This window comes from Nocardia vinacea NBRC 16497, assembly GCF_000308835.1.
Taxonomy (GTDB): Bacteria; Actinomycetota; Actinomycetes; order Mycobacteriales; family Mycobacteriaceae; genus Nocardia; species Nocardia vinacea.
On sequence record NZ_BAGN01000064.1, the window covers coordinates 1 to 19,659 of the forward strand.

Annotated in this window: 19 protein-coding genes; 10 read left to right on the forward strand and 9 right to left on the reverse strand. The window is 66.1% G+C overall.

Annotation, left to right across the window (positions count from 1 at the left end; all coding sequences use genetic code 11):
- Window positions 1–193: 193 nt before the first annotated feature.
- The 3 genes from ON44_RS07155 (at window position 194) to ON44_RS07165 (ending at window position 2,993) form a co-directional block, all read left to right on the forward strand.
- The gene (locus tag ON44_RS07155; protein WP_040687256.1) at window positions 194–1,276 is read left to right on the forward strand and encodes a calcium:cation antiporter; all 1,083 of its coding nucleotides are present in this window, start codon (window positions 194–196) and stop codon (window positions 1,274–1,276) included.
- A gap of 156 nt (window positions 1,277–1,432) precedes the next feature.
- On the forward strand, window positions 1,433–2,065 hold the full coding sequence (locus ON44_RS46565) for a hypothetical protein (protein WP_051181669.1): 633 nt from the start codon (window positions 1,433–1,435) through the stop codon (window positions 2,063–2,065).
- A gap of 46 nt (window positions 2,066–2,111) precedes the next feature.
- Complete coding sequence (locus tag ON44_RS07165; RefSeq protein ID WP_218007533.1) at window positions 2,112–2,993, forward strand: aminoglycoside phosphotransferase family protein; 882 nt, start codon at window positions 2,112–2,114, stop codon at window positions 2,991–2,993.
- Between the two features lie 133 nt (window positions 2,994–3,126).
- Here ON44_RS07165 and ON44_RS07170 read toward each other — a convergent pair whose 3' ends face one another.
- Entirely contained in the window at window positions 3,127–3,684 is a 558-nt protein-coding gene (locus ON44_RS07170; protein ID WP_040687259.1) for a TetR/AcrR family transcriptional regulator, read from the reverse strand.
- Between the two features lie 216 nt (window positions 3,685–3,900).
- Here ON44_RS07170 and ON44_RS07175 point away from each other — a divergent pair, with 216 nt between their 5' ends.
- Window positions 3,901–5,118, forward strand: coding sequence for a cytochrome P450 (locus tag ON44_RS07175; protein WP_040687261.1), 1,218 nt, complete (start codon window positions 3,901–3,903; stop codon window positions 5,116–5,118).
- 72 nt (window positions 5,119–5,190) lie between these two features.
- Here ON44_RS07175 and ON44_RS07180 read toward each other — a convergent pair whose 3' ends face one another.
- Window positions 5,191–5,559, reverse strand: coding sequence for a DUF5313 family protein (locus tag ON44_RS07180; protein WP_083897696.1), 369 nt, complete (start codon window positions 5,557–5,559; stop codon window positions 5,191–5,193).
- Between the two features lie 11 nt (window positions 5,560–5,570).
- Entirely contained in the window at window positions 5,571–6,026 is a 456-nt protein-coding gene (locus ON44_RS07185; RefSeq protein WP_040687265.1) for a MarR family winged helix-turn-helix transcriptional regulator, read from the reverse strand.
- Between the two features lie 213 nt (window positions 6,027–6,239).
- Here ON44_RS07185 and ON44_RS07190 point away from each other — a divergent pair, with 213 nt between their 5' ends.
- Together ON44_RS07190 and ON44_RS07195 are read left to right on the forward strand one after the other, a co-directional pair.
- The gene (locus ON44_RS07190) at window positions 6,240–7,265 is read left to right on the forward strand and encodes a DUF418 domain-containing protein (RefSeq protein WP_040687267.1); all 1,026 of its coding nucleotides are present in this window, start codon (window positions 6,240–6,242) and stop codon (window positions 7,263–7,265) included.
- A 35-nt stretch (window positions 7,266–7,300) separates the two neighbouring features.
- The gene (locus ON44_RS07195; protein WP_040687269.1) at window positions 7,301–8,878 is read left to right on the forward strand and encodes a Na+/H+ antiporter; all 1,578 of its coding nucleotides are present in this window, start codon (window positions 7,301–7,303) and stop codon (window positions 8,876–8,878) included.
- Between the two features lie 5 nt (window positions 8,879–8,883).
- Here the strand turns inward: ON44_RS07195 and ON44_RS07200 are convergent, their stop codons facing one another.
- Window positions 8,884–9,690, reverse strand: a complete 807-nt coding sequence (locus ON44_RS07200) for an NAD(P)H-binding protein (RefSeq protein WP_040687296.1) — start codon at window positions 9,688–9,690, stop codon at window positions 8,884–8,886.
- A gap of 89 nt (window positions 9,691–9,779) precedes the next feature.
- Here ON44_RS07200 and ON44_RS07205 point away from each other — a divergent pair, with 89 nt between their 5' ends.
- From ON44_RS07205 to ON44_RS51260, 3 genes are all read left to right on the forward strand, one after another.
- Entirely contained in the window at window positions 9,780–10,688 is a 909-nt protein-coding gene (locus ON44_RS07205) for an AraC family transcriptional regulator (RefSeq protein ID WP_040687300.1), read from the forward strand.
- Window positions 10,689–10,790: 102 nt separating this feature from the next.
- Window positions 10,791–11,270: a hypothetical protein gene (locus tag ON44_RS46570; protein WP_051181671.1), complete on the forward strand. Its 480-nt coding sequence runs from the start codon at window positions 10,791–10,793 to the stop codon at window positions 11,268–11,270.
- 11 nt (window positions 11,271–11,281) lie between these two features.
- Window positions 11,282–11,440: a hypothetical protein gene (locus ON44_RS51260; protein WP_085998492.1), complete on the forward strand. Its 159-nt coding sequence runs from the start codon at window positions 11,282–11,284 to the stop codon at window positions 11,438–11,440.
- 51 nt (window positions 11,441–11,491) lie between these two features.
- Here ON44_RS51260 and ON44_RS07215 read toward each other — a convergent pair whose 3' ends face one another.
- The 5 genes from ON44_RS07215 to ON44_RS07235 form a co-directional block, all read right to left on the reverse strand.
- Complete coding sequence (locus tag ON44_RS07215) at window positions 11,492–12,214, reverse strand: VIT1/CCC1 transporter family protein (protein ID WP_040687271.1); 723 nt, start codon at window positions 12,212–12,214, stop codon at window positions 11,492–11,494.
- A gap of 10 nt (window positions 12,215–12,224) precedes the next feature.
- Window positions 12,225–13,817, reverse strand: a complete 1,593-nt coding sequence (locus ON44_RS07220; RefSeq protein WP_051181677.1) for a GMC oxidoreductase — start codon at window positions 13,815–13,817, stop codon at window positions 12,225–12,227.
- Between the two features lie 62 nt (window positions 13,818–13,879).
- Window positions 13,880–14,452 carry a YdcF family protein gene (locus tag ON44_RS07225; protein ID WP_083897699.1) on the reverse strand — a complete coding sequence of 191 codons (573 nt, stop codon included), beginning with the start codon at window positions 14,450–14,452 and terminating at the stop codon, window positions 13,880–13,882.
- Window positions 14,453–14,552: 100 nt separating this feature from the next.
- Window positions 14,553–15,257 (reverse strand): flavodoxin family protein, encoded by a 705-nt coding sequence (locus tag ON44_RS07230; RefSeq protein ID WP_040687273.1) that lies wholly within the window; start codon window positions 15,255–15,257, stop codon window positions 14,553–14,555.
- Between the two features lie 390 nt (window positions 15,258–15,647).
- Window positions 15,648–18,533 (reverse strand): AfsR/SARP family transcriptional regulator, encoded by a 2,886-nt coding sequence (locus tag ON44_RS07235; RefSeq protein ID WP_063721518.1) that lies wholly within the window; start codon window positions 18,531–18,533, stop codon window positions 15,648–15,650.
- Window positions 18,534–18,689: 156 nt separating this feature from the next.
- On the opposite strand from ON44_RS07235, the gene ON44_RS07240 reads away from it, so the two are divergent.
- Window positions 18,690–19,625: a zinc-binding dehydrogenase gene (locus ON44_RS07240; protein ID WP_040687275.1), complete on the forward strand. Its 936-nt coding sequence runs from the start codon at window positions 18,690–18,692 to the stop codon at window positions 19,623–19,625.
- The last annotated feature ends 34 nt before the right edge of the window (window positions 19,626–19,659 follow it).

Here is a 19,659-nt window from a genome sequence, read left to right on the forward strand (position 1 = left end):
GCGCGGCCGTTCGCCTGGTCGGCACCGACTTGCTTACCGTCCGCATCGATCTCGACGACTGAAATAGCAGATCGCCTGTCACGGCCTCGCCTCGTTCGCATGGCTCCGGCGATAAAGCCCTGACGTGCGCCAATCCGCATGCCCCTGATCACACGCGATCGGATGCGGACAATTCGCTGACACGATGGAAGTTATGCTCCGTGCGTCGACTTCCCGCTGGACCGTATTCATCCCACTCCTAGCCGCGATCACCCTGGCCGCCACCTGGGGACGATCGCTACCTGGAATCGGCGTAGTCGTGGTGGTCGCCGCGCTGGTCGGTGCGGTGCTGGCGGCGGTGCAGCACGCCGAGGTCATCGCGCATCGGGTCGGTGAGCCGTTCGGGTCCCTGGTGCTCGCGGTCGCGGTGACGGTCATCGAGGTCGGGCTCATCGTCACGATGATGGTGACCAGTGGGGAGAAGTCCGCGGCACTGGCCCGCGACACCGTTTTCGCGGCGGTCATGATCACCTGCAACGGTATTTTCGGTCTGGCACTGCTGGTCGGTGCGGTGCGCAGGCGGGTTGCGGTATTCAATGCCGAGGGCACCGGCGCGGCGCTCGGCACGGTTGCGACCCTGTCCACCCTCAGTCTGGTCCTGCCGACCTTCACCACCAGTAAGCCCGGGCCGGAATTTTCCCCAGCGCAGTTGGCCTTCGCCGCGGCGGCCTCGCTGCTGCTGTACGCCCTGTTCGTAATGGTGCAGACGGTGCGGCATCGCGATGACTTTCTGCCCGTCGAGGAGTCCGATAGTGCCCATGAGCGTGGCGAGCGGCCCACGGTGCGCGCGACGCTGCTCAGCCTGGCCATGTTGATGGTCGCCTTGGTCGCGGTCGTCGGTCTGGCCAAGGTGGTATCGCCGTCGATCGAATCGACCGTCGCGTCGGCGGGTCTGCCGCAGTCCGCGGTCGGCGTGGTCATCGCACTGCTCGTCCTACTGCCGGAAACTCTCGCGGCTGTGCGTGCCGCTCGCCGCGATCAGGTGCAGATCAGCCTCAATCTCGCGCTCGGCTCCGCGATGGCGAGCATCGGCCTGACTATTCCGGCGATCGCCGTAGCAACCATCTGGCTAGACGGTCCGCTGATCCTCGGGCTCGGTGCGACGCAGATGGTGCTGCTCGCGTTGACGGTTGTCGTCGGCGTGCTGACGGTGGTGCCGGGTCGCGCGACGCTGCTGCATGGCGGTGTACATATGGCTGTGTTCTCGGCTTTTGTATTCCTTGCCGCTAGTCCGTAGCCGGTGTGACCGGATCCATGAATAGTTGATCTTTCCCGCCGCGTCTTCGGTAGCCTGCCTGGAGAGCTTTTCGTGAAGGTAGTCCCTACTCGGCACGAAGGCGGTGGCATGGTGGAACCCGGCGGCGCTAGGACACCAACCGACAATGGGCGCGTCATGACCATAGCGGCCGTTATCACCGCCGCGCTCGCACTGGTCGTCGCGATCGCGCTGCTGCTGCGCGCGAATCAGGATTCGAAGCACGACGCACCGACATCGATCTCGTCGCCCGCTAAATCAAGGCCCGCCTCCGCGCCCCCGCTCGCGCCGCCGTCGAATCGCTCACCGGCGCAACCGGCACGCAAGCGTGGCGACGACTGCTCGCACGAAGGGATCGTCGCCCAATGGGATATGCGCAACGGCCTGTGGGTCTGTGCGCCGCGGGAACAGGCGCGCAATCAGCACCAGGTCGGCGACGATTGCTCGCACGACGGGACCCTCGCGCAATGGGGCCTGTCGTCGGATGGCGGCTGGATCTGCATACCGCAAGGTCAGGGTGTTGCGGAACCGCAGCCGGTGCCGCAGAACCCGGTGCCGCAAAATCCGGTGCCGCAGAACCCGGTGCCGCAGCCGGTGCCGCAGAATCCGGTGCCGCAGAACCCGGTGCCGGTCCCGGAGAACCCGAACCCCAACCCGGCCCCGGAGAACCCGAACCCGGCCCCGCAGAACCCGAACCCCAACCCGGTTCCGCCGAATCCGATCATCATCCCGGGCCTGCCTCCGCTGCCCCCGCTGCCCGGATTCCCGTAGCCGACCGCCGCTGAAATTCGTTCGACACGGCTGAGATGCTCGATTGGTGATCGTTGTCCCCGAATTCTTCGCCGATCGTCTCGTCAAGATGGAGCCCGCTGCTCGGGCTTGGCTGGATGGTCTGCCTGAACTCGCGGCTCGGTTCGCCGAGCGCTGGGAGCTTCGGTTCGAGGGCGCGCCCATGTATGGCTACGGCGGCTTGGTGCTGCCCGCCGTGTGCGCGGATGGCAGTCGGGTGGTGCTCAAACTCGGCCATCTCACTCCCGAGACTCGCGACGAACCGGTCGCATTGACCGCGTGGGCGGGCGCTGGCGCGGTGCGGTTGCTCGACAGCGACGCCGAGCACGGCGCGCTCCTGCTGGAACGACTCGATCCCACTCGGTCATTGGACTTCGAGCCAATCGACGACGCGGTCCGGATCATCTCCGTCCTGCTGCGCAGGCTCGCCATCCCCGCTCCGCTCGGAATCTCTCGCGACCTGCGCACCGAGGCCGAGCGCCTGGTCGAGGAACTGCCGAAGGAGTGGCAGCGCCTCGGCGGACCCTTCCCACGGAAGATGCTCGACGCGGCCGTCGACGTCTGCGCTCAGCTCGGTCCGAGCGCGGACCGACTCCTGGTGAATGAGGATCTGCACTACGAGAATGTCCTCGGCGGCACCCGCGAACCATGGCTCGTCATCGATCCGCAGCCCCTGGCCGGCGATCTCGAATTCACCACACTGTCGCTGCTGTGGAACCGGCGCACCGAATCCACGCTCGACGATCGATTCGCCGCCGTCGTCGATATCGCCGGACTCGATCCGGATCGTGCCCGCGCCTGGACGCTGGTCCGCGCCGTGCAGAACTGGCTGTGGTTCGTCGAAGACGAGGACACCGAAGACTTCGGCTGGCCAGCCGTCCAGGCCATTGCCCCGTGGGCCATGGGCTGACGCTCCCGGCTATGCGAAAGAAACGACTCCACGCCACCCGCCCAGCAGACGCCCCTTGGCGAAACCGTCGGCGTGCCAGGCCGACCGAGACCAAACCGCCCAATTTCACCGCTCGCCGGTCCGCGCGTCGTCGCTACTGGTGAATCGTGAAGGCCGGCAGGACGTAGCGTTCCACGAGAGCTCGCTCGGCGCTGGGATCGCTTGCGGGCCAGAACAATAGCGAGAGGACCACGCGGACGATCCACTGTCCCGCAAGCGGATCTTCGCCGGTTCCGGTGAGTTCCGTTGCGGCATCGGCCAATCGGGGATTGCTCGCGAGATAGGTGTCGACCTCGTTCGGGGTGGTCGTTGTCAGGAAGGCCGTGGCGACCGGGTCGGCGCGGACCGCTGCGAGTGCGGCGAGGATCGCGTGAGTGATGCGGTCGGGGCCGGTGTGGGCGGCGACGGCCTGCCCGATGGTCTCGGCGATGCGGGCGGTGGCCCCGGTCAACACGGCATCGCGCAATGCCGACTTTCCACCGACGTAGCGGTAGACCGTGGCGCGCGAGCATCCGGCCGCGGCGGCGACGTGGTCGATATTCAGTCCGACCATGCCCTTGCCGGCGATGAGGTCAGCCGCGGCGGCGTGGATGCGTTCGATCGCGAGGTCACGGCGGTGGCCGCCGGCGAGCCAGTCGGGGTGTCCGGTCATCGCGACCTCCAGATACGGTTTCAGAAATTTGTCTCAGATTGAGACATTCTAGGCACAGATTCGCAGTGCATCGGCAGGTGGGCGGCAGGCTCCGAGACATGGTCCGACCTGCGGATTCGGTACCGAAATCTCAGTTTTCCGTGGCTATTGACGAGGACGGTCGGCACCGCGAAATCTGGTGTGCGGAAAACGAAACCGTGCCGGAGAGGCGAGCGAATGACCCAAGTTGATATCGACCTTTTCGACCCCGGGGTACTCGACGATCCGTATCCGATCTACGACCGGCTGCGTACCGAATCGCCGGTGCACCGCATTGCCGACACCGATTTCTACCTGGTCAGCCGCTGGGATCTGGTCATGGCGGCGACCACCCGCCCCGCCGATTTCTCCTCCAACCTCACCGCCGCCCTGGTGCGCCAACCCGATGGTTCGGCGGCGGTCTTCGATTTGGATGGCGGGGGACAGGCCATCCACGTCCTGGCCACCGGTGACGACCCGATCCACCATGCGCACCGCAAACTGGTGCTGCCCGCGCTTGTCGCGAAACGCATTCGCGCTCTGGAACCCACCATTACCGCTGCGGCGCATCGACTATGGGAGGAGGGTCTTCGTGACGGACACATCGAGTGGATGTCGGCCATGGGCGACCGATTACCGATGACCTTGGTGGCCGAGCTGATCGGCTTGCCCGATGCGGACATTTCCCAGTTGCTGGCCTGGGGCTATACGAGTAATGAACTGCTCGACGGCGTGGTCACCACCGACCGGCTGGTTGTCGTCGTCACCGCCGCAACCGAACTCGCCGGCTATCTGCGTCACCAACTCGTCCGAGCCTGCGACCATCCGGGCGACAACCTTCTCGGTGATCTGACAAAAGCCTGTGCCGCAGGTGAACTCACCCTGGACGTCGCCGTCCTGATCCTCATCCAACTCGTCGGCGCGGGCGGCGAATCCACGGCGGGACTCATCGGTAATGCGACCCGCATCCTCGCCACCGATCCCGCGCTCCAGACCCGGCTCCGCGCCGACCCCGATCTGCTCGGCACATTCCTCGAAGAAGCCCTGCGACTGGAGTCCCCGTTCCGCGCCCACCACCGCCACGTCGTCCGCGATACGGCCCTCGGCGACACCGATCTCCCCGCGGGTAGCCACCTGCTCCTACTGTGGTCTGCCGCCAATCGCGATCCCGCAATCTTCCCCGCCCCCAACGAAATCCGCCTCGATCGCCCGGCTCAACGTAATCACATGGCGTTCGGCAAGGGCATCCACTTCTGCGTCGGCGCGGCCTTGGCCCGGCTGGAGGCCCGCGTTGCTCTGCAAACCCTCCTGAGCCACAGCACGTCATTCGACATTTCGTCGAACCCCGATGCAGCCCAATGGGTTCCGAGCATTTTCGTGCGCCGCCACCGTCGTCTGGACCTCACCATCCACTGACACCGCGTCGACGACCAGTGCCACCAACCGTGTTCGGCTCGCGGGTGCTCGGCGCGAGCCGTCACCGAGTTCTCAATGCGGATGCTGCGCCGCGTAGGTCGCCCGCTCCAGCGCCCGCCGCCGCGCCCGCTCCGGATTCTCCAAATCCGCCGGCAGTCCGTGTTCGGCCAGGCGGTGCGCGCGATTCATCGGCATGAAGGCCGTTGTGTAGAACAGCGCGAGTAGTAACGCCAACAACACCATCGACCCGCGCAACCACAATTCGCCTGGGAACAAAAGGAATACGGCGAACAGCGGCATGAACGGCACCAGCCCGCGCACGATATGACGTGGCGTCGCGTACTTGCCGGTGAGGTCATTGCGCACCCACTCGCGCAACGAATCCGGCAGGGGCCGCCCGAAGGCGTAGCCGATCCACTGGATGGGATTGGGTCTGGTCATACGTGCACTCCTCATGCGGTGGCAGGGTCACCAACGCGGCGCGCGGCCTCGTTGACCCGGGTCAGTACTTCGCGCAGTTCCTCGAGATCCGCCAATGTCACGCCGAGTCGTTCCACCACGGCGGGCGGGATCTGCTCGGCCTGCTTGCGCAGCGCCCGCCCGGCCGGGGTCAGATCCACCACGAGATTGCGCTCGTCACGACTATCGCGACCTCGCGTAAGCAACCCGGCCGACTCCAGCCGCTTGAGCAGCGGCGACAGTGTCGGCGAATCCAACTGGATCGCCTCGGCGATCGCCTTCACCGACATCGGCGCCTCACCCCACAGCGCCAACATCACCAAATACTGCGGATGCGTGAGCCCGAGCGGTTCCAGCAGCGGCCGATACACCCCGAGCACCGCCCGATTGGCCACGGCCAGCGCAAAGCACACCTGCCGATCCAGCCGCAACGGATCGTCGATCTCCATGGAACCTCCTAGGTCGCCACCAACCTTAGTGCATTAATAGTTAATGCACGAAGCATTAGTGCTCGAGCTCACCGGCATGCATAAGAACCGGATGTGGCAGGCGAGAGAGATTCTCGATGTGCTGGACGCGTTCGCCGCAACCTGGGTTGAGCTGCGAACGCGACATGCATGTCCCAGGCCGGGATTCGAGGTCGGTCTCGATAGCGTACGAGTATGAATCCCGCCGGTGCGCGCCCGCGCATCCACGAGCTCGACGCCGTGCGTGGTTTCGCGCTGTGCGGGATTCTGGTGGTGAATATCTGGCAGATCACCGATATGCGCGCGATGGTCGGGCCCGGAACCGTGGATCCGATCCGGCATGTGTTGTCCGTGCTGTTCGAGGGACGGTTCTTTCCGATCTTCTCGTTCCTGTTCGGGCTCAGCTTTTCGCTGTTCCTGGATCGCGCGGCCGAGCACAGCGACCGTCCGCGGCTGGTACTTGCGCGGCGGCTCGTCGCGCTCGGTGTGTTCGGTCTGATCCACCATGGGTTCCAGCCGGGTGAGGCGTTGCTGCCGTATGCGATCGTCGGGTTGGTGGTTTTGCTGCCCGCCGCAGGGCTACCGCGCTGGGGGATATTGCTCGGCGGGTTGGTCGCGACGATCGGGGTTCCGGTCACGCTCGGCGGTGGGCTCGGCCTGGTGCCCGGCCTGTTCCTGCTAGGTCTGGCCGCCGACCGCTTCGGCCTCGCGGATAGCCTGCGCGATCGCGGTTGGCGGATCGCGGTGGTCTTCGCGCTGGCAGTGCCCGCGGCGGTGGCCGCGGGGGTGTGGGAGTACCGCACGCCGTATATCGCGCTGTGGACCGGCAGTGCGGCTCCGGTCGCTGGACTGCTCGGCGCGCTCGCCTATCTCACCGGATTCCTGCTACTCCTGCGCACCGAGAGCGGTGAGGTTTTCGCGGAGGTGCTCGAGCCGATGGGACGGATGGCGCTGACCAATTACGTCTCTGCAACCGGACTTGTTCTGGCCGCTGATCCGTGGCTCGGCCTATCCGATTCCAATCGCTACGGCGCACTGCTCGCCTTGGCCGCGGCCATTATTGCGGTGCAGGCGCTGTGGAGTTACTACTGGTTGCGCTGGTTCCACTACGGCCCGCTGGAATGGGTGTGGCGGTGTGTGACCTGGTGGCATTTGATGCCCAACCGTCTGACACGACAGGAACGCCGGAAACTCACAGTGCCGTATGGGCGAGGTCGCTAGGGAAATCTCAGCAACCCACCGCAGACTGGGGCGTCATGGACCAGTTGGTGCTGATGTTCGTCTTGCTATTCGCCACGATCCTGGCCGAACCGCTCGCTCGGCGGCTCGGAATCGCGTCAGCGGTCCTGATGACCGTATTCGGATGTGTACTCGCGCTGATACCCGCGGTTCCTCGGGTCGATGTGCCGCCCGACCTGATATTGCCGCTGGTACTGCCGCCGCTGTTGTATGCCGCGGCGCGGCGGACCTCGTGGCGGCAGTTCGCGGAGAATTGGGGGCCGATCGCGTTGCGCGCGGTCGGGTTGGTGTTCGCGACGGCCGCTGCGGTGACGGCGGTCTTCCACGCCTGGTATCCGGCGCTGCCGTTGGCGGCTTGCCTGGCGCTCGGCGCTGTTGTCGCCCCGCCCGATCCGGTGGCCGCGACGGCCATGGCGGGCAAGCTGGGCCTGCCGCGCCGCTTGGTGGTGACGCTCGGTGGCGAGGGTCTGTTCAACGATGTGACCGCGATCGTCATCTACTCCGTCGCGGTGCAGGCCGTGCTCACCGGCAAGTTCTCGGCATGGCATGCGGTCGGTGAGTTCGTGATCTCGGCGGTGGTCGCGATCGTTGTCGGGATGGCGCTCGGCTATGCGGGCAGCAAGTTGACCAGCAAACTGGAGGAGGCGTCCTGGCAGGTGGCGCTGAGCCTGCTGCTGCCGTTCGCCGCTTACGGTGTGGCCGAGGCATTTTCGGGTTCCGCCGTGCTGGCCGTGCTGGTGTGCGCGCTGTATCTGACCGATGCGGGCACCAATTTCGGCGATCGCGATTACCGCCTGGTCGGCGATGCCTTCTGGGAGATCACCGAAATGCTGATCAGCGGTTTCGCTTTCGGGTTGATCGGCCTGGAACTCGGTGTCGTACTCGACGATACGGGCGACGGCTGGCCGCGACTGCTCGGCGTAGCCGGCGTCGTTATCGCCGTGGTGGTCGGACTGCGGCTGGTGTGGCTGTTGACCACCCTTTCCCTGCGTAGGTGGTGGTGGCGCGACGAGGACGCCGACGAGCCCTACACCTGGAAGGAAACGGTCGTCACCTGGTGGGCGGGCATGCGGGGTGTCGCGACCATCGCACTGGCACTGGCCATTCCGCTGCTCACCGATGCCCGCGAACCGTTTCCGGGCCGCACCCAGATCCTTTTCACGGCCTTCGCTGTCGTCCTGTTCACCCTGCTGATACAAGGCCCGACATTGCCACTTATCGTGCGGCTCACCGGTGTTCAAGCCGACTTCCAGAAGGAACGGCTGCTCGAACAGACCCTTTGGGAGCGTGTCGTCCGCGCGGAACTCGACCGCCTCAAGCAGATCGCCGAAACCGAAGGCCTCCCCGACGACGTCTACGAACGCCTGCGCAACCAACTCCGCCAACGCCTGGCCCGAGCGGATCCGGAGGCCGCCGACGAGGACGCCAAGGCGCACGCGGCCCGAGATCTGAAGCTGATGATGAAGATTCGCGATATCCAGGGCGATGTCCTGGAAGCGGGCCGCCGCGAAGCCATGGCCGCCCGCCGCGACCCCGGCATGCCTCCGGACCTGGTCGACCGGGTGACACGACGCCTGGACCTCGGACGGCGTTAGACCGGTCAGGCGGACCAGACGCGCTCGACGTACTCGGCGAAATCGGTGGCCGGTCGGCCCAGTACCGTGTGCACGCCGTCCGTCGGTTCGGCGATGTGCCCAGTGCGCATCAGCTCGAACATCGCGTTCAGCGCTGTCGCGACCTCCTCGGGAAGGCCCTGGGCGAGCAATTCCGTGTGGTAGGCGACCGGCGTCAATTCCTCGTACTCGATCGGATGCCCTGCCGCCGTGGCGATCTCCGATACGGCCTGCGTGAATGTCAGCGCACGCGGGCCCGACAACTCGTAGACCCGCCCCGCGTGGCCGTCCCGTGTGAGCACCGCCGCGGCCACCTCGGCCACATCCTCGACATCCACGAACGGCTCACCGACCTCGCCGATCGGCAGGCCGAGCCGACCGGCGCGCAGCGGAGCGAACCACAGGTCTTCGTCGAAATTCTGATCGAAGTTATTGGCGCGCAATATGGTCCACTCGGCACCGCTCGCCCGGACCGCCGCCTCCGCGGCGCGAATGCCCTCCCCGAACTCCTTGGCGACGTGCTCGATTCCGCGCCCCGACAAAACGACGAAGCGGCGCACGCCGCTCGATACCGCCTCGGCGACAAAGGCGGCAACCGGATCCGGATCATCGGGTGCGATCAGATAGACCGCATCCGCGGTGTCCAGCGCATTCGTCCAGGTGGTGGGTTCGGACCAGTCGAAACGCACCTCGCCGGAACGCGATGCCGCGCGGACCTTTTCGCCTGCCGCGCGTAAGCGGGCGACCACCCTGCGTCCGGTCTTACCGGTACTGCCGAGAACCAGAATCGTCATGATTCGAGTCAACCCGGCGCCGCCGCGGACGACCATGGGTGAGCGTCCGCCGTCCATGTCCGATCATCCGCGGTGGATATCGTTGGGATGTGGACCCGTTCGACGATCTGCTGCGCGGTGTGCGCGCGTCCGGCGCGATATTCGGTACATCGGTGCTGACCGCGCCGTTCGCGCTGCGTTTCACCGACGCCGCCGCCCTGACCCTGCTCGTTCCGTTGCGTGGCGAGGGCTGGTTGGTGGTCGACGGCGCGGCGCACCGTATCGGGGTGGGGGAGACCGCCATCGTGCGCGGTCCGGAGCCGTTCGTGTTCACCGATGATCCGGTGGATACCGGCATCCCGGTCGACGTATGCTGCACCGCGGTCGAGGAACCGGTCGGCGACACCGTCCTGCTCGCGGGCACCTATCAGCTCAGCGGCGCGGTGCCCGATCGGCTGCTGCGTGTGCTGTCGCGGGTGGCCGTCGTGAGCGATGACCACGATTGCGGCCCGATGCGCGACTATCTGGAGATGCAGCTGTCCGGGCCGCGGCCAGGACGTCAAGTCGTACTGGACCGGCTACTGGACTGGCTACTGGTGTGCACCCTGCGCGACTGGTTCGACCGGGAATCCCCGCCCTGGTACCGGGCCGCGAGCGATGATGTGGTCGGTCCGGTATTGCGGGCGATGCACGAAACACCCGGCGCGCCATGGACACTCACCACTTTGGCCGCCGTCGCCGGGGTCTCGCGCACCACGCTCGCCAAGCGGTTCGCCGAACTGGTCGGTGAACCGCCGCTGGCCTATTTGACGGATTGGCGGATGACAATCGCCGCGGACCTGCTGACCGAACCCGGCGCCACCGTGAGTGCGGTGGCCCGCCGGGTCGGCTACGCGGATGCCTTCGGATTCAGCACGGCATTCAAACGCGTGCGCGGGACAAGCCCGAGCGAATACACCAGGTCCGCCTACTTCGCGCCGACGCCCGCGGAGCGGATCGCGTCGAGTACTTCACCGTAGGAAAGGGTGGAATTTACGGTGATGGTTTCCGAGGTAGGTGTTTGATGTCGGAATTACCGGGCATAGCCAGAAGGTAATATCAACCAGCGCAACGGGATTGTCATGATCATTATCATCGGGCTCGTCGTTCTCATCGGCGCGGTAATTATCGGCGTTGCCGGAGTGGCGGCCAATACGGGCGAAGTTCGTACGTCACCCAGCGATTTCGGGGTATTCGACTATCACTTCACCGCTTCCGCGGGGGAACTCTTCCTCTACGGGATCGCGATCGGAGCGATCGGGATGCTCGGCCTGAGCCTGCTACTCGCGGGCGTCTGGCGTAGTTCCCGCCGTAGCAGCGCCGCACGGCGCGATCTGCGGAAGTCGCGCCGGGAGTTGGCGGCCCAGGAAAAGGCCAAGGCAAAGCCACCGGCAGCGGCACCACCGTCCGCCGCGACACCACCCGCGACCAAACCCGCCGCGCGGGTCACCCCGCCACAGGAGGGTAAGCCGGTGTGGAGCTGGAATCGGTTCATGCGCCAGTCCGGCGGGTCGGCACCGGTCGAAACATCCGGCCGCACAACGGTCAAGACGACCAAGTAAAGGAAAGAACGATGATCATCCTCGGCTTGATACTTCTCATTGTCGGATATCTACTCGGCATCGGTCTGCTCACCACGGCCGGAATCATATTGCTGATCATCGGTGCGGTACTGGCCCTCGTCGGGTCGGTGGGGCGGCGCCCGGTCGGCGGTCGGCGGCACTACTACTGACGCCGACGCGCTGAACACACGACGGGCCGAGGGGTTTTCTTCGGCCCGTCCTCATATGCCGGCGACATCCGCCAACTGTCCGATCCCATAGGTGACCGCCATAGCCAGCGCACCACCGATCACCACCCGCAATACCGCGCGTGCGCGATTACTACCGCCGAGCCGCGCGCTGACCGACCCGGTGATCGCCAGCGCGATCAGCACCGCCGCGAATGTCACCGGAATGCGCGCCGTGGTCGGCGGCAGGATGATCGCCAACAACGGCAGCAGCGCACCCAGGGTGAACGCGACCGCAGAGGAAACGGCCGCGGCCCACGGATTGGTCAACTCCTGTGGATCCAGACCCAGTTCGGCCTCGGCGTGGGCGAGGAAGGCGTCGTGCGCGGTCAGCTCCTCGGCCACTTTGCGCGCCGTCTCCGGTGTCAGACCCTTCGACTGATAGATATCGGCCAGTTCGGCCAGTTCGAAGTCCGGTTCTTCCTTGAGTTCCGTGCGTTCCTTGGCCAGTAGCGCCCGCTCGGAATCCCGCTGTGTGCTCACCGAAACGTATTCGCCGACGGCCATGGAAATCGCACCAGCGGTGAGTCCGGCGATGCCCGCTGTGAAAATGGCCGCGGCGCTGGTCGTCGCCGCGGCGACGCCGACAACCAGGCCCGCGGTCGAAACAATGCCGTCGTTCGCCCCGAGTACGCCCGCGCGCAACCAGTTCAGCCTCGATGCCAGACCCTCACGATGCGGTTCGTGCGGGTGCGGTGAACCGGGCGTCTTGTCCATAAGCCGCAGACTATGCGAAAGTCCGCAAAGTATCAGCTAGCCGAACCGCCAGCGCCACGATCGTCAGGGTCGGATTCGCATGGCCGGTGGTCGGGAAAACCGAACTGCCCGCGATGAATAGATTCGTCACTCCGTGCACCCGGCAATCGGTGTCGACCACGCCGTCGCACGGGTCCGTCGACATGCGGGTGGTGCCGGTCGGATGTGCCCAATCGGTGAGCACCAGCGGCGACTTGCTGTCCATCCGCGCCCAGTCGTACAGCGTCGGTGCCGGCAATCCGAGTCGCGCGAACTCCTCGACCAGCAAGGCCGCCGCCCGGCGCACGGTTGTGTCTTCCTGCGGATTCACCCGCCAATCGATCCGGGACAGCGGTACACCGAGCCGATCGGTGCGGTCGGTCAGTGTCACGCGGCTGTCCGGGGTCGGCAGCTGTTCGACCATGCAGCGCAATTCGATTCGATCGAGTTTGTGCGGCAGTCCGGCGTGTTTGATGAGCCTGGCCCGCACGCCCGCTAGCAGTAATCCAGCGTGGCTCACCGCGATTCGCGCATCGTGCCGATCGCCGCGTCCGCGCAGCAACTGCTTGACCGACTCCCATGGATCGTCCTCGGCGGGCACCTCCTGCAGCCACAGTGCGCAATTGAGCAGGCCCTCGGCCTCCTGGATCTTCGGCGAGAGCGCGACACCGTGCAGGAAAGTGTGCTTACCGTGCGGCGTCTTCACCACGTACTTGCCGAAACGTTCCAGCGCGCTGCCCGCCAGGGCCGGATCCAGCGCGCCGACCGCACCGCAGCGGTGATCCATCAGATAACGCCCGACCATGTCGTGCCGGTTGCCGACGCCACCGGGCACGGTTCGCCGAGATGCCAACAGCAGCCGCGCATTTCCGATGCCGCCGGTGGCTAAGACGAAGGCATGTGCGTGCACAGACCGCGGCTGCGGATCCGCACCGGCGACCTGGACTGAAACCACCCGGGTGCCTTCGGGATCGGTGTCGATGTGGGTAACCGTCGCATCGACGAGCACCCGGACATTCGGCGCGACAAGATCTTTCACGTGCGCACCGAAGCGCTTGCAGTCGAATGGATCCACTGGATCCCGGCTGATCTGCCAGAAGTACGGACGTAAGCGCGTCGGATCGAGGGCGTCGGCGGGTCGGGGCCGTCCGGCCAACTGCCAGAACGCGTCATCGGTGAAGCCGATGCCGTAGCCGATGCCGATATGTTCGGCCGCGCGCACCAGATACGATTCGAGGTCGGTCCCGCCGATCGGCCAGCCCGAGCCGGAAACCCAAGGGCGGCAACTGAAATCGAGGTCGTCGAGCAGACCGCAGCGACCGCTCCAGGTATGGGAGGCGCCACCGAGGATTCGATCGCCCGCGACCCGATCCGACTGCGCCCGGCGCGCGCCCACATTCTCGATATCGGCTAGTGCGTCGACCTCTTCGGTCGCGGTCAGCCCGCCGCTTTCCAGCACCAGGACGCGTAGTGGTGTTCCAGCCAGTTCGGTCGCGATGGTCAGCCCGGCGGGCCCGGATCCGATAATGACGATATCGGCGGTCAGCTCGTCGTCACCGACCGTTCGCAGCTCATCGATTCGCAACGGCGGTCCTCTCCCCACAACCGTATCCAGCGTATGGGACCCGACATCGGTACGTTCGCGGTTCAACAACCTCGGCTGAAGAATGCCCGTACATAGCCCGCGGACTGCCGGATGTACATCCAGGTCCAGAACTTCAGGCCGTCGTCGCTGGGACTGGCCACCATGGTCAACTCGCCGTGGAAGCATTTGCCGACGATGTACCTGGCCCGCGACACATGCGGGGTATAGGTCACCACGATGATGTGGCGCCAGCCGTAAAGGCTTGCCCGTCGGGCGATCTCGCGCGCCTCGCCGTCGGTCGTCCACGGATCGGGTACGAAACAGCTGACGGTGAACTCGAATCGGGGCGCGCAATACCGATCCATCACCGAATCGTCTTCGCCGGTCGATCGGGAGATCAGCAGTTGCGGCGCGTATCCGCGTTCGGCGAGAGCGAGGCCGACGTCGAAACGTTCATAGGCGGTGCCACCCAACACCACGATCGCATCGGCGTGGCGCAACGGGTCGGTTTGCGGATGCACATACACCGGCAGACCCGCCACACCGAGGACGGCGACCAGGGCGAGCAGTGCACCGAAAAACAAACCAGCTCGTCGTAGGCCGGGCACCGTTCCGACGATACCCGTGTCTGACATCGGCGCAGTTCACACCCGAATCCCGGTGTGGCACAGAATGTCCGACGATCCGGATGGCGGAAAGGCGTAGACCAGCGACCATGCCCGAACCCGCTGCGCCCTAACGATAGTCGGGGTTTTCGAAATCGAACCGGCAGCCCGCATCCCATTCGGAGCGCTGATTTCCGTGGGCGGGGATGCCGTTGTTGTTCTTCAGCATCCGGGCCAGATGCAGCAGGTTCCACGTCATGAAGGTCGTATTGCGGTTGGTGAAGTCGTTTTCCGGCCCGCCGGAACCCGGATCCAGGTACGACGGTCCGGGTCCGGCCTCGCCGATCCAGCCGGCGTCGGCCTGCGGCGGAATCGTGTAGCCGAGGTGCTGGAGGCTGTAGAGGATATTCATTGCGCAGTGTTTGACGCCATCCTCGTTGCCGGTGATCAGACAGCCGCCGACTCGGCCGTAGTAGGCGTACTGGCCGCGCTCATTGAGGATCGACGAATTGCCGTACAGTCGCTCGATCACCCGTTTGGTGACCGAACTGTTGTCGCCGAGCCAGATCGGTCCGGCCAACACCAGGATGTCGGCGTCCATCACCTGGCGCTGCAGCACAGGCCATTCATCGGTGGCCCAGCCGTGTTCGGTCATATCCGGCCAGACGCCGGTCGCGATGTCGTGATCGACGGCGCGGATATGCGAAACCTGAACGCCGTTCTTCTCCATGATGTGGGCACTGACATCGATCAGCCCCTGCGTATTACTCGGCTCGGGGGAGCGCTTGAGCGTGCAGTTGATGAACAGCGCCCGAAGGTCGTCGAAGGTTGCCATCTCCGTAGTGTGTGCTGGTCCGGGGGCCGCGACAAGGAGTTCGTCCGGCATGTCACGGACTCGTCAGACCTCGCGATTGCGACTCGGAGTTCTTTCAGATAGTCGATGGACCGGGCGCACCGGCAACCGGTGCTGCCGGGGCGACCACGGCGTGCGCGGACTGCGTGGACCGGACCCGGCGGGCCCGCAGCCGCTGTCGATGCGACGTCCGCGCTCGGGTGAACCTGTCGATCAGAAACCGCGGTTGGACATGTCGATACGCCTTGCGTACCCCTCGCACACAAGTCGGTATATAGCGCGTCCGCACGGTGACACTCAGAACGGCGATCGCATCGACCCAGAGAATTCCAGGCAACCATCAGTGCCCGATAAACGTTGAATAAACGCCGCCTAATCCGCCACGTCAGCGGTCGGCGCGGCACTGAACAGCCGGTCGATGGTGGGCGGCGCCAGCCCCGCGCGCCGGAAGATCTCGGCGGCCTCGCCGAACTCCGCCGCGGCCGGACCGGTGCGTCCCTGTGCGGCCAACGCGCTCGCGTGCAGAGCCAGGGCACGCGCTCGATCGATCGGATCGGCGGCCTTGGTGAGCAGCCGAACTGCTTCTGCGGCTTGGTTTTCCGCATCCGCCACACTGCCGGCGCGCAGCTGGATCTGCGCCAATCTGGTTCGCGCCCAACCCTCCCAGAGTCGCACACCATTGCGCTGCGCGATCCGTACGGCATCGCGGCCGAGTTCGAGTGCGCGCTCGTGCTCGTCGCGCATCGATAGCGTGGCCGCCAATTCGTGGGTTGCCCAACCGAGTGCGACCGGATTCGAGGACGCCTGCGCCAGCGCGATGGCGCGGTCCGCGATATCGACCGCCTCGTCGTATCGCCCTGCCTCGCAATAGGTTCGGGTGACCAGGGCCAGACACCAGGCCTGCATCGACCGGTCACCGAGTTCACGGGCGAAGCGCATCGCATTCTCGAAATGCCGACGCGATGTTTCGATATCGCCGAGTCGTCGATCGGCAATGCCGAGCAGGACCTCCGAGAGCACCGAGATCCGGCGATCGGCGTCGTCCGTGGGTGGCCCGGCCGCCGCATCGAGATATTTCAGACTCGCCTCGACCTCGCCGAGTCCGACCTGCAGCAGCGCGCCGAGCGCGACCCTGATGCGGCGCTCGCTCGGGTGCGATTCTCGAATTGCGATGTCCAGCAAGGCCGTCAGCGCCTCGGACAGTTCCCTGGCACGGGTGCCCGCGTCCATCAGTTCGGCCATCACCCAGGCCAGATCCGCCGCCACCTGCAGTGCGCGGCCACCGACCCTGGCGGCCTGCCGGTGCAGCGCGATCACCACCGGTCGTTCGACGTCGTTCCAGACCTGTCCCTCGGCGCCGCTGGCGAACTGTCGCCCGGGCACCGTGGTCGGGATCAACAGGCGCGTGGTGTTGCTGTAGTCGATGGCGCTCAACAGGTTCTTCGCACCCGCGAGGTAGTAATCGAGCAGCCGGACCAGCACCGCCGACTCCTCCTCGTCGGCGACGCTCTGGGCGAAAAGACGCAGCAGATCGTGGAATCGGTAGCGGCCGGGCACCGTCGTCTCGAGCAGGCTCAGATCGACCAGCGATTCGCATATTCGCTCAGCCTCGGACTCCGCGATGCCGAGCACCGCGGCCACGCCGTCGACCGGGAGATCCGGGAAATCGACGAGCGCGAGCGTGCGAAAAGCTTTGGCCTGCTGCTCGTTCAGCTGCCTGTAGCCGAGCCGGAATGCGGCCTCGACCCCGAGCTCACCGGTCTCCAGCACCGCGAGCCGACCCTTCTCGTCGGCCAGTCGCGCAGCGAACGATCCGATCGTCCATTGCGGTCGCACCGCAAGTCGGGCACCCACGATGCGGACCGCCAACGGCAGGCAGCCGCACAGCGCGACGACCTGCCGTGCCGCGCTTTCCTCGGCCGCAACGCGTTCCGGGCCGAGGATGCGGATCAGCAATGCCATGGCCTCGTCGCGCTCCAGTACATCGAGGCGGGTCCGGCGCACGGCGGCCATCTCGGTCAGCGCCGAACGACTGGTGATCAGCACCGCGGTGCCGGGTGTGCCCGCGAGCAGCGGTGTCAATTGCGCACTGCCACGGGCATTGTCGAGCACGATCAGCATGCGCTTACCCGACAGGCGGGTGCGCAGTTCGGCCGCGCGATCGTCGACGGTGCCCGGAATCCGGCCCTCCGCGATGCCGAGCGCACGCAGGAATCCGCCGAGTGCGTCACCGGGTGAGGTCGGCACCGGATCGACGCCGCGCAGGTTCACATACAGCTGTCCGTCCGGGAAGCGATCGCGCACGTGATGGGCCACATGCAGGGCCAATGTGGTCTTGCCGACGCCGCCCATGCCGCCGACCGCGGAGATGGCGACCGCGCTGCCGCCGCCGGTCAACTGCTCGGCAATGTGCTCGACCAGTTGCTCGCGGCCGGTGAAATCGGCGATATCCGGCGGCAGTTGCGCGGGCACGACCGGCTCCGGACCGTAGCCGTTCGGTCGTGGTGTCGGCATTTCGGCGCGCAGGATGCGTTCGTGCATCGCGGTCAGCTCCGGACCGGGTTCGACGCCGATCCCGTCCACCAGATCGCGGCGCGCCCGGGCGAACACCTCGAGCGCCTCGGCTTGGCGGCCGCAGTGATACAGCGCGGCCATGAGCAGTGCGCGGAACCGTTCGCGCAACGGATGCTCATCGATAAGTGGACCCAATTCGGCGACCGCGTCGGCGGCGCGGCCGACCTCGATATCGAGGGCGAGCCGATCTTCGAGAATCGCCAAGTGCCACTGCTCGAGCCGGGTGCGGTGTCGCTCGGCGAAAGGCCCGGCCAATCCGCTCAGTGCCGGCCCACGCCAGCGGGCGAGTGCGTCGATCAACGCCTCGCGCGCCGCGTCCGGCGTTTCGCCGCGCACCCGTTCGGCCGTGGCCACCAGGGCCTCGACCTCCTCGATATCGGTCGAGCCCGGCGGGATGCGCAAGGCGTAACCGTCACCGACCGAGACCAACACCGTCGACGGCGCTCGCGAAATCCGATCCGGTTCCAGCACCCGGCGCAATTGCGCGACATGGGTGCGCAGCGCGGCAATGGCGCGTGGCACCGGATCCTCGCCCCAGATCCCCTCCACCAATTCCGCTGCGGTGACCGACTTTCCGGCACGCAGCAATAGCGCGGCCAGTACCGCGCGACGTTGCGGCGGTCCCAATTCGAGCGGCGTCTCCCCACGCCACCCGCAGACCTCACCCAATACTGAAAACTGCACTGACCCGACCTCCCGGACCCGGGAGCTTACGCGCGCATCCGGCGAACGGCTCGTTCATTCCTTGACTATTCGACGTTCATCGATCCTTGCTAATGCGTCGATCGGTCGATACGGCCGCGGTTACACCTCGACCGCCGGCCGATAGGGTGGCCGAACATGCGAGGTTTCATCACAGATCCGGTGGCACGTGGCGGCTTGCGGCTGACCGATGATCTGCCGGAGCCGGATCCGGCGGCCGATGAGGCTGTCGTCGCGGTGCGCGCCTATGCCGTCAATCACGACGAGGCCAATCTGATCGCCCGCCGCTCCGATGGTTGGCGACCTGGTCAGGATGTCGCGGGCGTGGTCGTGCGGGCGGCTGCGAACGGCAAAGGTCCAGCCGTCGGTGACCGGGTGGTCTGCTATCTGGACTGGGAAGGCTGGGCCGAGCGCGTTGCGGTGCCGGTGCATTGCACGGCGGTGCTCGACGATCGCGTGTCCTTCGAAACGGCGGCGGCCCTACCCATTGCGGGGCTGACCGCATTGCGCGCGCTCCGGGTCGGCGGCGCCGTGCTCGGCAGGCAGGTGTTGATCACCGGTGCGACCGGCGGTGTCGGCCAGTACGCGGTGCAACTCGCCGTCGCGGCGGGCGCTCGGGTGACGGCGCTGGTCAGCGGTCCGGGGCGCGAGGGCGAGGCGCGTGCCCTCGGTGCGCAGCACGTCGTAACTTCCCTTGCCGACGAAGGATTGGGCCCGTTCCATCTGGTCCTGGACGGCATCGGCGGCCCCATCACGGCTCAGGCCGTTCGCCGCATCGCGCCCGGCGGACATCTCGCCTGGTACGGAAATATCGGCGGCGCAGCCGAATTGAACCTCGCCGACTTCTACGCCCAAGGCTGGAACGCACATATCGTCGGCTTCATCAGTCCGGTTCCGGAGGACACCAAGGGCGAAGATCTCGGCATCCTCGTGGATCTGGTCGCCGATGGTCGGCTCACACCACTGATCGGCCTGACCCTCGACTGGGAGCAGACCGCCGATGCCTTCCAGGCGCTGGCCGAACGGACACTGCGCGGTAAGGCGGTACTGCGGGTGCCCGGTTCGGACGGCTGAGCTGCGGCGATATCGATTTCGATATCGGCTTTCG